The organism is Candidiatus Paracoxiella cheracis, assembly GCF_049348705.1.
Taxonomy (GTDB): domain Bacteria; phylum Pseudomonadota; class Gammaproteobacteria; order Coxiellales; family Coxiellaceae; genus Paracoxiella; species Paracoxiella cheracis.
Window position 1 is genome coordinate 1025381 of record NZ_CP186485.1, and the last position, 19680, is coordinate 1045060.

The 19680-nt window shown below is 42.2% G+C and carries 18 protein-coding genes; 17 read left to right on the forward strand and 1 reads right to left on the reverse strand.

Annotation, left to right across the window (positions count from 1 at the left end):
• Window positions 1-43: 43 nt before the first annotated feature.
• From ACJMKR_RS05295 to ACJMKR_RS05365, 15 genes are all read left to right on the forward strand, one after another.
• A complete protein-coding gene (locus tag ACJMKR_RS05295; RefSeq protein ID WP_423064094.1) occupies window positions 44-562 on the forward strand; it encodes a M48 family metallopeptidase in 519 nt (172 codons plus the stop codon).
• A gap of 26 nt (window positions 563-588) precedes the next feature.
• On the forward strand, window positions 589-1095 hold the full coding sequence (locus tag ACJMKR_RS05300) for a hypothetical protein (RefSeq protein ID WP_423064095.1): 507 nt from the start codon (window positions 589-591) through the stop codon (window positions 1093-1095).
• 409 nt (window positions 1096-1504) lie between these two features.
• Window positions 1505-3703 (forward strand): ribonuclease R, encoded by a 2199-nt coding sequence (gene rnr / locus ACJMKR_RS05305; RefSeq protein WP_423064096.1) that lies wholly within the window; start codon window positions 1505-1507, stop codon window positions 3701-3703.
• A 72-nt stretch (window positions 3704-3775) separates the two neighbouring features.
• Window positions 3776-5260 (forward strand): NAD(P)H-hydrate dehydratase, encoded by a 1485-nt coding sequence (locus tag ACJMKR_RS05310; RefSeq protein WP_423064097.1) that lies wholly within the window; start codon window positions 3776-3778, stop codon window positions 5258-5260.
• On the forward strand, window positions 5257-5718 hold the full coding sequence (gene tsaE / locus ACJMKR_RS05315) for a tRNA (adenosine(37)-N6)-threonylcarbamoyltransferase complex ATPase subunit type 1 TsaE (protein ID WP_423064098.1): 462 nt from the start codon (window positions 5257-5259) through the stop codon (window positions 5716-5718). Before ACJMKR_RS05310 ends, tsaE begins: the two co-directional genes overlap by 4 nt.
• A gap of 44 nt (window positions 5719-5762) precedes the next feature.
• A complete protein-coding gene (locus ACJMKR_RS05320; protein ID WP_423064099.1) occupies window positions 5763-7148 on the forward strand; it encodes an N-acetylmuramoyl-L-alanine amidase in 1386 nt (461 codons plus the stop codon).
• A 198-nt stretch (window positions 7149-7346) separates the two neighbouring features.
• On the forward strand, window positions 7347-9389 hold the full coding sequence (locus tag ACJMKR_RS05325) for a PAS domain-containing protein (RefSeq protein ID WP_423064100.1): 2043 nt from the start codon (window positions 7347-7349) through the stop codon (window positions 9387-9389).
• A 39-nt stretch (window positions 9390-9428) separates the two neighbouring features.
• On the forward strand, window positions 9429-11177 hold the full coding sequence (gene mutL / locus ACJMKR_RS05330) for a DNA mismatch repair endonuclease MutL (RefSeq protein ID WP_423064101.1): 1749 nt from the start codon (window positions 9429-9431) through the stop codon (window positions 11175-11177).
• Window positions 11178-11212: 35 nt separating this feature from the next.
• On the forward strand, window positions 11213-12121 hold the full coding sequence (gene miaA / locus ACJMKR_RS05335) for a tRNA (adenosine(37)-N6)-dimethylallyltransferase MiaA (protein ID WP_423064102.1): 909 nt from the start codon (window positions 11213-11215) through the stop codon (window positions 12119-12121).
• 14 nt (window positions 12122-12135) lie between these two features.
• Window positions 12136-12618, forward strand: a complete 483-nt coding sequence (locus ACJMKR_RS05340; protein WP_423064103.1) for a L,D-transpeptidase family protein — start codon at window positions 12136-12138, stop codon at window positions 12616-12618.
• A 3-nt stretch (window positions 12619-12621) separates the two neighbouring features.
• Window positions 12622-13218, forward strand: coding sequence for a DUF924 family protein (locus ACJMKR_RS05345; protein WP_423064104.1), 597 nt, complete (start codon window positions 12622-12624; stop codon window positions 13216-13218).
• An 11-nt stretch (window positions 13219-13229) separates the two neighbouring features.
• On the forward strand, window positions 13230-13577 hold the full coding sequence (locus ACJMKR_RS05350) for a DUF1820 family protein (RefSeq protein WP_423064105.1): 348 nt from the start codon (window positions 13230-13232) through the stop codon (window positions 13575-13577).
• Window positions 13578-13581: 4 nt separating this feature from the next.
• On the forward strand, window positions 13582-14523 hold the full coding sequence (gene nagZ, locus ACJMKR_RS05355; RefSeq protein ID WP_423064106.1) for a beta-N-acetylhexosaminidase: 942 nt from the start codon (window positions 13582-13584) through the stop codon (window positions 14521-14523).
• Between the two features lie 171 nt (window positions 14524-14694).
• The gene (locus tag ACJMKR_RS05360) at window positions 14695-15651 is read left to right on the forward strand and encodes a mechanosensitive ion channel family protein (protein WP_423064107.1); all 957 of its coding nucleotides are present in this window, start codon (window positions 14695-14697) and stop codon (window positions 15649-15651) included.
• 34 nt (window positions 15652-15685) lie between these two features.
• A complete protein-coding gene (locus tag ACJMKR_RS05365) occupies window positions 15686-16246 on the forward strand; it encodes a hypoxanthine-guanine phosphoribosyltransferase (RefSeq protein ID WP_423064194.1) in 561 nt (186 codons plus the stop codon).
• A gap of 6 nt (window positions 16247-16252) precedes the next feature.
• Here ACJMKR_RS05365 and ACJMKR_RS05370 read toward each other — a convergent pair whose 3' ends face one another.
• Window positions 16253-16915: a CsiV family protein gene (locus ACJMKR_RS05370; protein ID WP_423064108.1), complete on the reverse strand. Its 663-nt coding sequence runs from the start codon at window positions 16913-16915 to the stop codon at window positions 16253-16255.
• Between the two features lie 244 nt (window positions 16916-17159).
• Between ACJMKR_RS05370 and ACJMKR_RS05375 the strand changes: the two genes are divergently transcribed.
• Both ACJMKR_RS05375 and ACJMKR_RS05380 read left to right on the forward strand, forming a co-directional pair.
• Window positions 17160-19049, forward strand: a complete 1890-nt coding sequence (locus ACJMKR_RS05375) for a hypothetical protein (RefSeq protein WP_423064109.1) — start codon at window positions 17160-17162, stop codon at window positions 19047-19049.
• A gap of 77 nt (window positions 19050-19126) precedes the next feature.
• Window positions 19127-19549, forward strand: a complete 423-nt coding sequence (locus ACJMKR_RS05380) for a DoxX family protein (protein ID WP_423064110.1) — start codon at window positions 19127-19129, stop codon at window positions 19547-19549.
• Window positions 19550-19680: the final 131 nt, after the last annotated feature.

The following is a 19680-nucleotide window of genomic DNA, read 5'->3' on the forward strand; positions in this document are numbered from 1 at the left end:
GGGATTTGGGCTACCCTCGAAAAAATCTAATGGCACATATAATATGACGATAAAAAAGACTTTTTGGCCAGAAAAAATAGATTTACACGCAGTAGCTTTAAGTTGGCAGTTGCGCTATGAACCTCTGCCTAATAATGCGGTTATCGCGCTTAATCAATCGGATCGTGCTCTCACTTTTGTAGGCCCTATTAAAACCTGGGATGATTGTCGCCCCTCATTTAATCAATGGTTGAAGCAGCAATCGCGACGTTATTTAGAGCCCTGGCTGCAAAAATTGAGTCATGATTATCAATTAATCTATAAAAATTTAACTTTCCGTGGCCAAAAAACAGTATGGGGTAGTTGCTCTAGTAAAAAAAACATTAATTTAAATTATAAGTTATTATTTTTACCTGCACGTTTGGTGAGGTATGTGTTGGCCCATGAGTTATGTCATATTGTTCATCTGGATCATTCGAGAAGATTTTGGGCTTTGGTCGAACAGTATGAGCCAGATTATGCACGTTTAAAAAAAGAGTTGCGTCATGCAGATCATTATATGCCAGAGTGGATTATTAAATGAGTTTTCACTAGCAATAAGGAAAAAATATGCGCTACTTACAGTTTAGTTTGTTATTTACTTTAATAACGGCTTATTCACTCTGTGTTGCAGGCTCAAACCCTATGCCATCTCACTGCAAACCGGATGGGTTTAAGTTCAAATCCAACTTATTAATTCTGCATACGGTTAACACAACAAAACCCGAGCTCTATTTATTTTATAATAAAAGTGGACAGCGCTTGGTATTGGGTCATCCGCATCCACCTCGTGGTGCGAGTGCGGGTTGGGATTCGATGCTGCATGCTAAGAAATGGTCTGCTTTTATAGTAAATCGGCCTAAATTTGCTATTAGTTGTACACCGATAAAGAAAAGTGATGCTATCCAATCGAGCGTGAATTGTGAAAAAATGTTAACAGTATGCCGATATTTATCCATTAAAATTAATAATCCCATGATGAATGGGACTTTTTGGGTGGCGGAAGATGGAGATATCATAAAAATTCAAGATAAAATCAAAAAGCGCGGGATCACGATGCCACGTCTTTCCGAGTGATGATACATGAGCATGGTGAGGCTCGTTTTTCGCGGGAAATCGCCCGCAAATGGCGCTCCACATCCAGAGGGCACGTACTTTTTACTGTTGATCGCAGTCATAGTGCTCATAATCTCGCAACAACTTTGCTCTATAGATTGCGGTTGGGCGTTGAATTTGTGGGGCATAGGAACGAGACATTTCCTGTTTAATTTGAGTACACGGTCCGCTTTGATTAGCCTCTTGTTGTCCATGTTTCGCACAACTGCATAACCCCAGCATCACAACACAGACGGTTATTAGCTTGTAATACATGATTGCGCTCTCCAAATAAGGTATTCTTGATGCTCTTAGACCATAATTAAACTATAGCAGATGGCACTGAAATCACTCATGAAATTGATCAAAAATAAAACAAAAAGGATGCTTCGTGGTTAAAAGTTACCGTAAAAAAGATCCTCACCTCACTAGGGAAGCAGGCCTATACGAGCACCCTGTGCCCAGCCGTGAATTTATTCTTCAATACCTCGAAGAAGTTGCTCGACCCGTTACATTTCGGCACTTGCTGGATGCGTTTGATTTACAAAAACCTGAAGAAAAAGAAGGGTTGCGTCGACGACTCAATGCGATGGAGCGTGATGGTCAATGCATGAGTAATCGCCGTGGCAGTTATGCGCTGGTTAAAAAAATGGATTTAGTGAGTGGCGTCGTCCAAGGACATCGTGATGGGTTTGGATTTTTAATACCCGATGATGGCAACAGCGATATCTTTTTACCGGCGCGCGAAATGCGTTCCGTATTTTCTGATGATGTTGTGCTTGTGCGCATTATTAATCCGAAAGACAGACGCCCAGAAGGTAGCATCGTTGAAGTGCTGGAACACAATACGCATCAAATTGTCGGCCGCTATTATGAGGAAGAAGGTATTGCATTTGTGGACCCCGATAATAAATCAATTTCACAAGATATTGTTGTGCCGAAAGACCAACAAGCTAATGCGAAACATGGGCAATTCGTTGTCATTGAAATTACCTCGCAACCCACAAAACGTCGTCATGCCATGGGGCGTGTGATTGAAGTACTCGGCGATCACTTGACGCCGGGCATGGAAGTGCAGCTTGCTATTCGATCTTATGAGATTCCTTTTAAATGGCCAGATGATGTCTTGGGTGAAGCTAAAAAATTTCCTGCTGAATTACTTGTCACCGATAAAAAAGATCGTGAAGACTTACGTCAATTGCCTTTTGTGACGATTGATGGTGAAGACGCAAAAGACTTTGACGATGCTGTTTTTTGTGAACCTGTAAAAACAGGTGGCTGGAATCTCTACGTAGCTATTGCGGATGTGTCGCACTATGTGAGAATTGATAGTGCGCTTGATAGCGAAGCGCGTGAACGTGGTAATTCCGTTTATTTTCCGGCAAAAGTCATTCCCATGTTGCCGGAAACATTATCCAATAATTTATGTTCATTGAAGCCCAACGTGGATCGCTTAGCCATTACTTGTCGAATGCGCATTGATGAGGAAGGTCATGTGAGAAGTCATCGTTTTACTGAATCTATTATTCACTCGCATGCGCGATTAACGTATTCCGAAGTGGCGGCGATGTTAGATGGTAAACAAACCAAACATCAAAAACTATTGCCACACATGAAAGAATTTCATCGGCTTTATAAAAAATTACAAAAGCAACGTGTTGTTCGCGGTGCCATTGAATTTGAAACCTTAGAAACGCGAATTGAATTTGATAAAAAAGGGAAAATTAAACGAATTGTTCCTTCCGTGCGTAATGTGGCGCATCGCATGATTGAAGAAGCGATGTTGGCCGCCAACGTCAGTACAGCCCAATGGCTAGAAAAAGAAAATATTCCCATTTTATACCGCATTCATGAAGGACCCGAAGAACAAAAATTGTTAGCCTTGCGTGATTTTCTAAAAGCGTTCGGGTTACGTTTGACAGGTGGCAATAAGCCAACTTCGATGGATTATGCAAAACTCTTAACGCGAGTTGAGAAACGTCCGGATGCACACTTGTTGCAGACGGTGATGCTGCGCTCATTGCGTCAAGCGATGTATTTTCCTGAAAACGTCGGACACTTTGGTTTGTCGTATGAAGGCTATTGTCACTTTACTTCACCCATTCGGCGTTATCCGGATTTATTAGTGCATCGTGCGTTGAAACACATCTTGCATCGCAGGGCTGTGAAAAAATTTCATTACGATGAAAAAATGATGATAGAACTCGGTGAGCACTGTTCCATGACCGAACGGCGAGCTGATCGTGCCACTCGAGATGCCGATGACTGGTTAAAGTGCGAGTTCATGCTCGATAAAATCGGACAAGAATTTAATGGACGGATTGTAGAAGTGACTGGCTTTGGGGTGTTCGTTGAGTTAGATCAAATTTATGTGCAGGGATTATTGCACATAACTTCCCTGCAAAATGATTATTACCATCATGATCCTACCCACCATTTATTGCGTGGAAAACGGAGTGGCAAAATTTATCGTTTGGGTGATCCCATTCGAGTGCTTGTTTCTAAAGTCGACCTCGATCAACGGAAGATCGATTTTGAGCTGGCGGGGGAACTCTCGCCTCGAAAAAAGACGCAAGAATCTGATAAATAATAATTTATTTGGCATCTTCTATGTTGGGCTAAAGAGGAGTAAAATCAGTGGCCTCAAACTCGTTATGGGGTAATGATGACAGCACTGTACCAGAATCGTCAGATTCGGGAGCTTGAAAAGTTTGCGATTGACGAAGGTATTGAAGAGTATCAACTGATGCTCGCTGCCGGGAATGCAGCATTTAACACACTTATCGCGCATTGGCCAGAAGCCAAACGAATCAGCATTTGTTGCGGGAAAGGTAATAACGGTGGTGATGGCCTCGTTGTTGCCCTCTTGGCACACGAATATGGTTTAGAGGTTTCCGTCTTGTTAATGGGTGAGCTCTCTCAGCTAAAAAATGCGGCTGCTAAGGCTGCAACCGCTTGCCAAAAGGCAGGGCTCTCACTAAATCAATTCGATACGGATACTCAACTGCAGGACGACCTCATTGTGGATGCACTATTAGGCAGCGGGTTATCGGGTGAAGTGGGTGAACCTTATCGATCTGCAATCGCTGCTATTAATGCTGCGGAGTGTCCTGTGTTAGCCATCGATGTACCTTCGGGCATTGATGTGGATACCGGCTCGATTTTGGGATGTGCTGTGAAGGCTGATGTGACTATCACTTTCATCGCTTTGAAGCGCGGATTATATACAGCTCAAGCTCCTGCCTGTTGTGGTGAAATCGTTTGTGATTCGATTGGTGTTTCCGATCATTTATTTCGAAAAGTTGAACATTCAGCAGAACTTTTAAACTGGAATCGTATTCGTCCGATGTTACCTAAACGCACCCGTGATACCCACAAAGGGAGTTATGGCCACGTTTTGGTTGTCGGTGGTGATTATGGAATGGGTGGCGCAGTCCGTCTGGCTGCGGAATCCGCCGCACGCGTTGGTGCTGGATTAGTGACGGTGGCAACACGGCCAGAACATGTGCCTGTCGTTAGTGGTTCACGACCGGAATTAATTTGCCATCAAGTGGCCGAGGCTGCGGATTTAGAGCCCTTGTTGGAGCGAGCAAGTGTTATTGTTGTGGGCCCGGGTTTAGGTAAAACATCTTGGGCAATTTCTTTATTAAATAGATTATTAGAGTCAAATCTTCCCAAAGTACTTGATGCTGATAGTTTGAATTTATTGAGTCACTCGCCACGTCAAGCTAACGATTGGATTCTAACACCTCATCCTGGTGAGGCAGGGCGATTGCTCGACATTCACTGCAAAGAAGTACAGTCTGATCGATTTAAAGCGATCGATGAGATTCAACAGCGTTATGGCGGTGTCGTTGCGTTAAAAGGTGCCGGTACTTTAATAAAAGGGCTTGGTAAAATGATTGAAATTTGTCCCGCCGGAAATCCTGGGATGGCCAGCGCGGGCATGGGTGATGTGTTGAGTGGTATTATTGGTGGTCTTCTTGCTCAAGGGCTAAAATTGCAAGATGCTGCTGAGGCTGGTGTTTTTATTCACTCAGTGGCGGCTGATCGAGCTGCAGAAGAGGGCGGTGAGCGTGGCCTGTTAGCGACGGATCTGCTCCCCTATTTACGTTCTCTCGTAAATCCAAATCGTTCTTCGTTATGAAACTCACAAAATTTATCACGACTGAAAAGGAAATGCAGGTGCTAGGAGCTGCTTTGGCACGTGATTGTGTGCCGGGTAGCATCATTTTTCTTCAAGGCGAGTTAGGTGCAGGGAAAACCACGCTAGTGCGTGGATTTTTACGTGCGCTCGGTTACAAGGGGATTGTCAAAAGCCCTACGTACACATTAATTGAATCGTATGAGTTTGAGGGCGGTCTTCATGTTTATCATGTTGATTTATATCGGCTTGAACAACCCGACGCACTAGAGCATATTGGTTTAAGTGATTATTTAACTTTAGATTCTATTTGCTTGATTGAATGGCCGGAAAAGGCTGAAAGCTTGCTGCCAAAGCCCAATGTGCGATGCAGCATCGACCTGGTTTCAGGTGGACGTAAAGTCGACTTGACTGCTGAGGACGAAACAGGGGTTACAATTCTGCAAAAATTTACAGCATAAGCCTATTGAAAAATACGCTTCAGCGTTGCTAAAGTTGTGAGCATATGAAAAAAAGAAAAATTTTTATTGTGCTCTTATGCTTGATTTGGCCAATTGTGCTTGTGGCTGGTGTGAATCAAATTACGGATCTTCGCGTTCAAAAATCCCATCAGCATTGTCGACTTATTTTTGATACTACGAGTCCAATTCATTATCATCAATTCACACTTGCGCATCCAAACCGAATCGTTCTCGATATTGACCATACCCATTTTATAAGAGTCTTTCACCGCTCTTTACTGACGAATACACCCGTTAAAGATATTCGTAGTGGATCGCATAAAAACAATAGAATAAGAGTTGTACTTGATTTAAAAGACAAGGTTAATATTCACACGTTCACGTTGCGCCCCACTAAAGCCCAGCCTCATTATCGACTTGTTTTGGATTTATCATGGAAGAATTCGAGGCCCATGTATAAAACGGCTTATCGACCCTCTTATAAAGTTTATAAGGTTTCCGCGGTTAAAAATCCGAAGCCTATTCAAGTAGAACCTGTGCCACAGCGATCACGTAGCATCATTATAGTTATCGATCCGGGACATGGTGGAAAAGATCCTGGGGCTACAGGCGCTGGAGGGACACACGAGAAAACCATCGTTTTAAAAATTTCCAAAGATTTGCAACGCGATATTAATCATCAGCCGGGTTTTGTCGCGTATTTAACACGAAAGGGGGATTACTATTTAACGTTGCGGCAGCGCTTGGCGATTGCGCGACGTTATAAAGCCGATATGTTTATTGCTATTCATGCGGATGCGTATCGAGATCATTATGCGCATGGAGCTTCGGTATTTGCACTATCACAACGAGGGGCTACGAGTGAGGCGGCGCATTGGTTGGCAACACATGAAAACGAATCTGAATTAATGGGTGGTGTGGATTTAGCCGATAAGACCAATCTGCTCAAGTCTGTACTCATTAATTTATCACAAACAGCGACAATTCGTGCGAGCTTGTGGATTGGGCAAAGAATTATTCATGCATTGGGTAATTTTGCTCGGTTGCATCATCGTCGTGTGGAGCAAGCTGCCTTTGTGGTCTTGAAGTCACCCGACATTCCATCGTTGTTAGTTGAAACCGGTTTTATTTCAAATCCGAGTGAAGAAAGGAAATTGAAAAATCCGGCCTATCAGAAGAGTATTGCATCTGCATTAATGCAAGGTATTCGTTCTTATTTTATTCATAGTCCGCCACGAAACACGTGGTTGGCTGCTCATAAATTTAATCAACGTGCCCACCATAATCGGTATGTTGTTGTCAGAGGCGATACTTTAACGGATATTGCGGAACGATTTAACGTGAGCTTGTCATCATTGCGTCAATTAAATCGGTTAAGAAGTACTCAGTTAAAAGCGGGACAAACTTTATTAATTCCCAAAAATATTTAATCTTCTAAATATATTTTCCAGAAATATGTTAATGTTTCCTTAAGAATCTTGATCGACAATATTTTATGCACTAAAATATTATTCATGAATAATATTATTTTTCAAATAGGTTTGACATTATTTCTAAGAAAAATGATATTATAAATAAAGTACCGATAGTATATACTAAAAAGACATGACATTCAGGGAAGTTATAAAATGTCAGCTACATTAAAAAGAATAACAAATAAACTGGGACCTTACTTCTATAAGTTAGCTGAAAAAAGTCAAGATGTCTTTTGGATTAGATCAGCTTGCTTTCAACATCAACTTTATGTCAGTCCGGCCTATGAAAAAATTTGGGGGCATGACTGTCAAACACTCTACGATACCCCAAGCGATTGGATTAACAGTGTTGTTTTAGAAGATCGCGATCGTCTGCGACAACAATGGATGGAATTTCAAGCAAATGCAAAAATTGGTGATGTGAATATTGCAAACTATCGCATCACCGATAAAGATGGCAGCCTGCGTTGGATAAAAGATATAGGTGTACCTATCTACGAAGGAAGTCGTTGTATTGGTTACGCAGGTGTTGCGCAAGATATCACGCAAGAGGTTCTGCACGTTAAAGAACTCAATGATGCGAGCCGATTTTTTAAATTCTTTATCAAAAAAATTCGAGGTGTGTTTTGGGTAAAGGACCCGGGAGGAAAAAAGCAAATATATATTAGCCCCGGGTATGAAAAAATATGGGGTCGAACGTGTGAAAGCTTATATGAAGACCCTAAATCTTGGTTCGATGCTGTTCTACCCGAGGACATCGAAAATGGCAAAATTGACTTGAGGTGTTTTGAAAAAAATAGTGAGAATGTCAAACGACCCTCGCGCTATCGTTTCAGAATACGCCGCCCAGATGGTGGTATCCGTTGGATTAAAGATACTCATTTTCCCATCAAAGATGAGCAAAAATTAATCGGATTTGCTGGTGTTGCAGAAGATATCACCGAAGATGTACTCCGTGAGAAAGAGTTACGAGAAGCAAAAGAAAATGCTGAGAAAGCCAATCGTGCAAAATCCGATTTTCTAGCGATGATGAGCCATGAACTGCGTACACCACTTAATGCTATTTTAGGCATGGCGCAAATTTTAAAAACCTCCGAACTCAACGATGAGCAATCTGATCAAATTGAAGTTATTACGCAATCGGGTCAAAATTTATTGTCATTATTAAATGACTTACTGGATTTTGCTAAGCTGGAGGTTGGGAAATTATCTTTTACAGAAGAGGCAATCAACATACGTGAATTAGTCGAGAAGCTCATCAACGACATGCTTTCACAGGCTCATGAAAAAGAGCTCGAATTACGATTAAACTATGCCTATAATATCCCCCCGATGATTATCGGAGATGAAAAACGTATCCGACAGATATTAGTTAATCTCATTTCGAATGCGATTAAATTTACGACCAATGGGTATGTGCAAGTAACCGTGAGTTGTTTGCAGAAGAATTATAAAGAAGCTACTCTTTGTTTTACGGTTGAAGATACAGGCATTGGGATTGAAAAATCGAAATTGGATACGATTTTTAATCGCTTTCAACAAATCAATTCAGTTTATCAGCGAAAACACGATGGTGTTGGTTTGGGTTTGTCGATTGTGAAAGAATTGGTGGAAAAAATGGGTGGCAGCACGGCTGTTACCAGTGAAGTCGGAGTTGGTTCGCAATTTAGTTGCATTATCCCGTTCCACTTGCAACAGACCACCATGGATGTGCAGCAAAATCCAGTCGAAATTGTCAAACACAGCTATCCAACTATGGTCGAAAAAATGAACAATACATCTTATAAAATGGACATATTGGTCGTAGAAGATAATTTAATTAATCAAAAAATTTCAAAAATTTTACTCGAACAGGTCGGCTGTAAGGTGGATATTGCAGACTGTGCGAGAGCCGCTTTTCAAAAAATGAGAAATCATTACGATATGATTTTTATGGACATTGGGCTTCCGGATATGGACGGCTTCAAGGCCGTTGAGCAAATACGCCGGCAAGAAGGGCCTGTTAAGCACATTCCCATTGTTGCGATGACCGCACATGTCTTTGCTCATGATCGTCAGCGTTGTTTTGATGTTGGTATGGATGAAGTCATTGCAAAACCTATTATGCGTGACGATCTTATAGCCATTCTCAAGCGATGGTCAGGGCGGCTACATTCAGGTCCTCCCATCTTGCGTGGACGTCAAGTCATATCTTAGCTATGATAGTGCGCACATCTGGTATTATTAGGACTTTTTATGCGCATTCAAGTTTTAGATGAGCACCTCGCTAATCAGATTGCAGCGGGCGAGGTCATTGAGCGCCCAGCCTCTGTAGTCAAAGAATTAGTAGAAAATAGCTTTGATGCGAATGCTACCCACATTAATGTTGACATCATCGAGGGCGGCAAGAAACTCATCCGTGTTCGTGATGATGGTGATGGTATCATTTCAGATGATCTGAAGTTGGCACTGAGTCGCCATGCCACGAGTAAAATTCAACACTTTCATGATCTGGAACGCGTAGCGAGTTTAGGCTTTCGAGGTGAAGCGCTACCCAGCATCGCTGCGGTTTCTCGCATGACGATAACGGCTTGTCATCATGATGCTGATTCAGGTTATTGTATTCAGTGTGATGGTGGAAATTTAGGAGATCTGCAACCCAAAGCGCATCCCAAAGGCGCAACCGTTGAAGTAAGCGATTTATTTTTTAATACACCAGCGCGTCGGAAATTTTTGCGCGCGGATAAAACAGAATTTCAACATATTGAAACCGTGGTGCAACGTTTAGCACTTAGCCACTTTGATGTCGCAATGTCATTGAAACACAATCAGCGCGTGATTTTTAACTGTCCGATTGCTTCGTCAGGTAATGCAAAAGATCACCGTGTGGCTACCATACTTGGGGCAACATTTATTGAACACGCGTTTAAGATTGAATTTTTAGCGGGTGGGCTTGCTTTATCAGGATGGATTGCGGAGCCGAGGTACACACGTAGCCAAGCCGATATGCAATACTTTTATATTAACGGCCGCTTTGTTCGCGACAAACTATTGAGTCATGCGATGCGAGAGGCTTATCGCGATGTTTTGTTTCATGGACGATATCCTGCTTATAGTATTTACTTGGAAATTGATCCGGCTTCAGTGGATGTCAATGTGCATCCGACGAAACATGAGGTTCGTTTTCGAGACGGACGCACCGTGCATGATTTTGTTGTGAGAGGCGTCCACGATGCCTTAGCGCAACTCAAACCAGGCGCTGCAACTCAAGCGACACCAAAAGTTGATGTTCGATATGAGCCGCAACAGCAGGCCATAGCACTCCAGGTGGAGCAGCAATTAGCGGCCTATGAAGTCCTTAAGTCAACACATGAGGACCCTGAAAAAAATCATTTTGAAACAGTCAGTAAAAATGTAATTCAAGAATATCCTTTAGGTCATGCCATTGCTCAACTGCACGGCATTTATATCCTGGCTCAAAATGAAAAGGGCTTGGTGATGGTCGATATGCATGCCGCTCACGAACGCATCTTGTATGAAGCATTGAAACATCAGTCAAAGCCTGATCTCGTGACGCAAGTGTTGTTAGTGCCCAAAACGCTCTCGTTAAATAAAAACGAAATGCAGTGCTGGCAAGAAAACCAGGAAATCTTTACTCAAGTTGGGTTAAAAACAGAAGCAGCGGGCCCTCAAGCGATTGTGGTTCGTGAAGTCCCTTCGATGATTAAAGAGGCGAGCATCGAACAATTAATTAGAGATGTCATCGCTGATTTGTTGGTGAATGATTCAGCGTCACGTTTGCAAGAAAAATACGATGCCGTGTTGGCATCGATGGCTTGCCATAGTGCTGTCCGCGCTAATCATCAATTAACGATTCCAGAGATGAATGCTTTGTTGCGTGATATGGAGCATACAGAGCATGGTGGTTTGTGTAATCATGGTCGACCGACGTGGAAGCAATTTACAATAGCCGATTTGGATAAGTTTTTTTTGAGAGGCAGGTGACTATTTCAAAGAACAAAAAAAAAATAATATGCCTAATGGGTCCGACAGCCTGTGGTAAAACTAAACTTGCCATCGAACTCGTGCAACAATTTCCTCTTGAAATAATCAGTGTCGATTCAGCAATGGTCTATCGCGGTATGGACATCGGAACTGCAAAACCTTCAAAAGAAGAACTCAAAAAAGCACCACATCGACTCATTGATATTTGTGACCCGGCCACGCCTTACTCTGCTGGTCAATTTTGCGAAGATGCGTTGCGCGAAATAAAATTAATTCATGCGCAAAATTACACACCTTTATTAGTGGGCGGTACGATGCTTTACTTTTATTTGCTGCAGCATGGTGTGGCGGATTTGCCAACGGCTGATCAAAATACGCGTGACAAAATTACTCAAAACGCAAATGAAAAAGGATGGCCTGCAATGCACGCACAACTGCAAGAAATTGATCCGAAAGCCGCCGCCACGATTCATGCGAATGACTCTCAACGCATTCAGCGCGCACTAGAAGTTTATTACATGACGGGTCAAACCATCTCTGAAATACAAGATGCCGAATCTCTAAAATCGTTACCGTTTGATGTCATTAATTTAATAGTTGCCTATGAAAACCGTGTGGAACTTCATCAAAAAATTGCAAAGCGATTTGATCAAATGCTTAAAAATGGATTTATTGATGAGGTCAAACAACTTTATGAGCGAGGTGACTTAAATCCGGATCTTCCTTCCATGCGAACCGTTGGCTATCGTCAAGCATGGTCTTATTTGTCGGGCGACTGTGATTACGACACCCTACGAGAGCGTGCCATCGTTGCAACGCGCCAATTAGCAAAGCGTCAGTACACCTGGTTACGACGTTGGAAAAATGCCACATGGTTTGCAAGCGAAGATCCAACCCTATTGGAGCATGTTGCTAATTCCTTATCGTCGCAGCTTTTAAAATAACGTATAATTTTTCTATGCATATCACGGTCAACATCCCTGCACAAACCATGACGGTCTATGACAATGATCGGATAGTCCGCCGCTACCTCGTCTCCACGGGGCTCAATGGTGTTGGTGAGCTCATCAACAGCGAAAAAACACCGCGAGGTCTGCACGTGATTCGTGCCAAAATCGGTGGAGGCTGCCCTGAAAATACCGTATTCGTCGAGCGTCGTCCTACAGGTGAAATCTTTAGCCCAGACCTAAAACTCAAATTCCCTCATCGGGACTGGATACTCACTCGCATACTATGGTTGAGCGGTTTGGAAGTGGGCAAGAATCGCTTAGGGCCGGTAGACACTATGCGTCGCTATGTCTATATCCATGGAAGCCCCGATGAGGCGGTGATGGGAAAACCGGGCTCAAGGGGTTGTATTCGCATGCATAATCCTGATGTGATAGAGTTGTTCGACTTGATTAACATAGGTGATCAAATCTTTATCGATGAGCGGAAGTAGCATATGGAACGCATTGATGAAATACTAAAATTTTGGTTTGGTCGTGTGGAGGAAACCATCGTACCCTCTGAAAACCGAGCCCGAATTTGGTTTGGTGAAAGCCCGGATGTAGATGCTGAAATCAAAGAAAAATTTAGTGATGATCTAGAAAGGGCTGTCGATGGAAAATGCACTGACTGGGAAACTGATCCACGAGGTCAGCTAGCACTCATCATCGTTCTCGATCAGTTTTCGCGACACATTCACCGCGATACACCACAAGCCTTTGCGCAGGATAATTATGCGCTGGGTATTTGCTCAAAAGGTATGGAGAAACAAGATGACCACTCATTAAGTTTAATTGAGCGAGTTTTTTATTATTTTCCGTTATTACATTCAGAAGAAATCGACTTTCAAGAAAAATCGATTCGTGCGTATCAAATGCTAGTTGAGCTTGCATTCCCAGAAACACAAGTCATCTATGAAAGTTTTTTTAAATTTGCCAATCACCATTACGGTATTGTGCGTCGATTTGGCCGCTTCCCGCAGCGTAATGCCATTTTAGGACGTGAATCAACGGATGAAGAAATTAAATACATTAAAGAATCTGAACGATACTGAGGTCAAAAGCCATGCAAAAAGAACCGCAACCGATTTACCGCATTATTTTTACACAAGAAGATAAAGTGTATGAAGTGTATGCTCATTATATTTCTGAAGAAAACTTGATGGGATTTATTGAAATTGAAGAATTAGTTTTTAATGAGGCAAATTCTGTTGTTGTGGATCCAAGCGAAGAAAAACTCAAAACGGAGTTTAATGGCGTAAAACGCAGTTACATTCCGATGCACATGATTTTACGCATCGATGAAATGGAAAAACGAGGGCCTGCAAAAATTAAAGAACCTTCAACACAGCGCGATAATATTCGACACTTGCCAGGCTCATTCAGAAAACAACCGGTTAAAGAAAAGGAATAACTCGGTGGTAGGGTTTGCCGTCATTGATGTTGAAGGCACTTCGTTAACTCATGAAGATCGTGAATTGATGCAACACCCAGGTGTTGCGGGTATTATTCTATTTGCACGAAATTATCAAAATCGAGAACAACTGCGCGCTTTAACTGCCGATATCTCAAAAACACGCGACTCTTTATTTATCGCTGTCGATCAAGAGGGTGGTCGCGTTCAACGATTTATTGACGGATTTACTCGGCTGCCCAGCATGTCATATTGGGGTGAGCGCTATAAAAAAAATCCTGAACAAACCAAAGCGGAACTTAAAAATACGACTCAAATTATGGTTAGGGAGCTTCAAGATGTGGGTGTTCAGGTGAGTCTACTTCCGGTGCTTGATGTTGACCAAGGCCTCAGTAAGATCATCGGAGAACGCAGTTTTGGTTCGAGCCCGAAGGAAGTAGTTGAGCTTGCAGAAGTGGTTATCGATACGATGCATGCAGCAGGCATGCCAACTACCGGTAAGCATTTTCCTGGTCACGGTGGTGTGGCGGCCGACTCCCACAAAAATTTACCTATCGATCAGCGTGGGCGTCAGATGATCGATGATTGCGATTTAATCCCCTTCGTCAAGCTCAGCTCTAAACTGGATGCGGTGATGCCTGCCCATGTGATTTATAAAGAATTTGATCCTGATCCGGCGAGTTTTTCTCCGTACTGGATACAGGAAATATTGAGAAAACGGTTAAAATTCAATGGAATGGTGATTAGTGATGACTTAACCATGCAAGGCGCAGCGGCAATGGGTGACTACCCAACCCGCGCCAAAAAAGCATTGATGGCTGGTTGCGATCTCCTTTCAGTGTGCAATAATCGTCAGGGAGCGATAGCGGTTTTGGAGGCTCTGCGGAATTACCGCGATCCGTCATCAGAACAACGAATTGCAGCGTTTATTCGAAAAATACGATAACTTAATGCATCCAGAGGCTAAAAGGTGGGCAATACAAACGTTCATGATTGGTTAATAAAGATAGGTCTCTTAGTTTTAGCGGGAGCCATTTTTAGTGTTTTGGAATGGCTTATCCATCGTCGATTATTACCGCTCTTCAAACGTAAACATCACGTGTGGCGCACTGCATTTTTGGAGGCCGAGCACCGGCCTATCCAAATTTATATTTGGTTACTCGCTATCAGCTTCATCATAACGATTACCGCCAATCATTTTTCTTTTGATGGTGGTTTTGCCGATGCGATTGCCACCATCCGCAGAATTATGACGGTGACTTTTGTGTTTTGGTTTGCGATGCGTTTTATTCGACGCGTTGAAAATGGGTTAGCTAAACGCGCGCAACAAGGCATTGGCAAAGTCAATGACGAAATGAGTATTCATGCGTTATCACAACTATCGCGCGTTATTATCATCGTCATTATTTTATTGATTATCCTGCAAACTGCCGGCATCAAGATATCTGCGTTATTAGCCTTCGGTGGTGTGGGTGCTTTGGTTATTGGTTTGGCGGCTAAAGATAGTTTAGCTAATTTTATCGGCGGCATGATGATTTATTGGGATCGTCCGTTTTCGGTGGGTGATTGGATTCGTTCACCGGATCGTCAAATTGAAGGAACCGTTGAGAATATCGGTTGGCGTTTAACGCGTATTCGGACTTTTGATAAACGCCCGCTTTATGTGCCAAACGGCATTTTGTCTAATGTCAGTGTCGAAAACCCATCGCGAATGACCAATCGTCGGATTAAATGCAGTGTGGGTGTACGTTATAGTGATGCCAATCAAATTGTACCGATTGCCAAAAGCATAGAAGAAATGCTGCGTAAACATCCTGACATCGATACGAATCAAACCTTATTTGTGTATTTATGTGAATTTGGCCCATCTTCACTGAACATACTCGTCTATACCTTTACGAAAACGACGGAATGGGTCAAGTTTCAAGCCATACAGCAAGATGTCTTGCTTAAAATCATGGACATCGTAGCGAACCATGGTGCAGAATGTGCATTTCCAACAAGTACTATTCAGATGCCAGAAGGAATCAATATAAATGTAAAGGATGCAATCAAAGAGGTGGTGCATGACTAATATGGATCAAACGATAACAATGGAAGATAGGCCAATGATGTTACCCGAACACATTAGTGACGTTTTAGCAAAGGCAACCTGCCTATATCCAAAATCCGAAGTAGAGGCAGCGTTAGACCGAATGGCCTTAGATATTCATGATGCATTATCAGAATCTAATCCTATTTTTATCTGTGTCGTTGTGGGTGGTATTGTACCTTTAGGTAATTTGTTACCGCGTTTGGCTTTTCCGTTAGAAGTGGATTATGTTCATGCCACGCGTTATCGCAACGATTTAACCGGTAAGGATTTACAGTGGAAAGCCAAGCCCAGTTGCAATATGAAAGGGCGAACAGTTGTCATTGTCGATGATATTTTAGATGGTGGCATAACCTTGAGTAGTATCATTGAATTTTGTAAAGAAAAGGGTGCTGCAAAGGTTTATACGGCTGTATTGGTTGATAAGTGTCATGTGCGGTTACCGAATGGACACCAGAAAGCTGATTTTAGCGGACTAGAAGTTGGCAATCATTATGTGTTCGGATACGGCATGGACTATAAAGGCTACTTGCGAAATGCCCCTGGTATTTATATGGTCGCTCCCGAACACGAGTAGGCTTGTTTACGTTTGTTGGATGGGTGTGATTTTAATTAACACGCCGTACAGTGGAAAATCAATATAATTTAATTCATCGCTGCGCATGCGACGCGTTTGTCGTAGATTAAAATATACCAAGTTATTTGACATATTATTAAAATAATCATTTCGAGCTAATTTTGAAATAGCACTTGCCGGTGCTGCAAAGGTTAAATTCAAATTCACATTTAAATAACGTTCTACGCTAACGCGGATAGTTCCATGTACCTGAGACGTTGTTGTTCCAGCATTGTTATAGGTTTCGCCGCCCAAAATATGCACGGTACGGGCATAGCGCGGTTCGAATACTTGTTGGCGCCACGCAATATGCATGATGGTGTGATAAGTTGAAATATATTTATTTAAACGTGCTTGTTGTTTAGCTAACGTAAAGTCTTGAGGAGCCAGCAATCGATAATAACGAAGATTGCTCGTTACGGGTGCCAATCGAATGCCCTTCAAATACTGGTTCGCATCGCCGGTCGAAAGAGGCCACTGCTCGGTGTCCAGCGATTTTGTCGACATGTGTGAAAAAACAATGAGCTCCACCTGATAAGCCTTGGCGATATCGGCATTGGCTGGAAGGCTTGTTAGCAGTAGGCTGCTCAGTGCGGTGGCAATGATGACTGTAAATATGCTTCGTTTCATAGGCGTTAAGTTTACTACAGCTCTTACTACTGGGCTAGTGGGGTCGGTTTGTCAGGTAAAACTACTCAATTAAGAGCTTTTTTGAATTAACTCACTATTGCTGTGAACCTGATGTGCTAGGCTCCGTCTCAAGCCTCAAACCAACAAAGTCACACATTGTCTTAAATGTCATAAATCTTCATATCGTTTGGGCTATCGAACCCACTCGTTAAATTATTAAGTTTTATTAGACGGAGATAAACCTATGGATAAGCCCATAGAGACCCAAACACAAAATACTTCTCACTCCAATGCGAGTCAACCTATAGCTATCCCGATAGCAGACCCAGAAGAGCTGGGGTCAGGCAGAGTAGAAGTAGATGATGAAATTAGCACTCAAACTCCTGCTCATTTAGAACCAGAGGTTATCGTAGTTTCTCCCGAGAAATCTTATGCTGCTCCATCTGACAAACCAGAATTAGAGCCTGAGTCACAGCCTTCGGTGGCGATCGATCAGGAAGGAGAGGGCGAATATTATGATGCTCTCCCTGAGCAAGCCATGAATACAGCTCCGCAACCGGAACTCGTTATATCTATGGAAGAAAAGGACGAAACAGAGTTAGAGTCTCAATCTTTGATGGCGAGCGATCAGGAAGTAAATATCGAATTGCAGATTGCAGATTGTATCTCACGAATATTGGAAGAGTTGGAGCCTAGCAGGCAGATGAGGATGGATGAGGATCAAATTGCTTCTATCCTAGAAACTTCTATATCCCGTGAGGAAAAAGCTATTTCTGTTACTGACATAAGTTCTTATCTCATTTCTATCTTTCTTTCTTCAGCCGCTGCTTGGGTGGCATATGCACAGTCAGCTAATGATTATTTTTCAAAGCCGGTACAAGTTTTTTTTCAAGTTATCAATACATTTATTGTATTAACACAAGGAATCGAGACCGGTCGAGAAGTAGTCAAGTATTATCTGACTACTTTGTTAAAATTTGGTAAGGTTATATGTAGAGGCAGTGAAGAAAGTTTTCAGCTTAGCAGCATACGTAGTTTGGTACTTGAAATACTTCAGCTACTTATTGCATTTTCTTCAATGACACTATCCCTTTCTGTTGCGAAATTATTTATCCCATTAAATACCTTATTCAATCGTATATTTTTTACAGTGTCATCAATCTACATTCAACGAGGTCAGATTGAGCAGATTAAGAGAACATTTATTTATCCTCTTGTCGAAAAGCACGACTCTAGTAAGTTTTCTTCTTTAAAAAGAACGTTATTAAACAAAATTATTGATGAACAAGAAAATCCAAAAGAATTTTTGAAATCTCTAAGAGAAGACGAAAAAAAATTCTATAAATTTTCACTTGAATTTATCTCCAGAGCTAACAAACTTGGATCAGAGCATGGATCATTTATAAATTTTCCACTGGTAGCTAAGTTGGTTTCAATAATGAGTTTGTGTACATCATATACTTTTGCAAATTTCCCTATATATGAGGCAGGAATTAAGGATAAAAATTTCTCTAGACTAAGAGCGTTTATTTCAATAGGTGTCGATGGGTTATTTGGTAGCGCTATGTCGGTGATGATCACTAAGATGCTAGCCTCATTGAAAAACCTAGGGAATCCTCTTTTATTGATTACTCAACGCCCGATAGAACTCAGTCTTATTTTTTTAGCAACAGCGGTTGCATGCATTCCTATTATTCCCTATTGGACGATGGCAACTAAAGAGGAAAAGTCTCCATATCTTGAAGCTGCTGGTGTGCCGGGTAGTTTCGTCGATAATTTTTGTTTTTTAGCAGAGCCCGCTTGGATTGTGGGAATGGCACTTGCTTATAAATTTGGCTTTAAGAGAGCGGGTATTGAAAGGGAAATACCTTTATTAGCTAAACGGTTAGAAGATTTTTATTCTCTGTTGTTAGCCCTTGATAACTTAAGCAATGATAGCACAACTGATGTAGCTGAGGTTGAACAAAGTGTCTCTAACCCCGATCCCAACCCTAGTTCGGGCTCACGTCGATGGGGCTTACATTGTTTGAATTTCTTTGGATTGTGTTCAAGAGGGAGCACTTCAGACATAGCACAACTCGTCGACGAGGATAGAGAAGCTTCTAGTCGTTTAGCCTCTCCTGGTATGCAGTAACGAAAAACATAGACTTATGAAATATATCCTGTTAATTTATAAGCATTATTCAATGGATATTTTAAGGAGGAAAAATCATGGCTAGGGGATGTCACGCCTTGCAAAACTGGGGCGCACTTATTGGACGAATCTTTGTTTCATTAATCTTCATTATCGCTGGTATACAAAAAATTGTTCAATATCACGCTATGGCGGGGATGTTGGCGCAAATGGGGCTGCCGTCCTCACAATGGTTATTGATACTGGCTATTATTTTTGAATTAGGCGGTGGTTTGCTCGTGTTTTTTGGGTGGTTTGCGCGTTTTGGAGCTATACTTCTATTTATTTTTGTCGTTGTAGCCACCTTTTTATTCCACTCATTTTGGAATTTTGAAGGTGCGGGAATGGTAAATCAGGTCCATCACTTTTTGAAAAACCTATCGATTTTGGGCGCGTTGTTATACATCCTGGCATTTGGTGCTGGCGATTATGCGTTTACCCGCCGGAAATCTGTTGATTAGGGGCTGAGCCTTTACTCACCCAGAGTTACTCGATATATTGGGTGGCCAATGGGTTAGAATAGAGGTTCTACGTGGAACAATTACTGAACAACGTGATCACAGACCGGCCATCCTCGCGGTTTGAGAAGAAG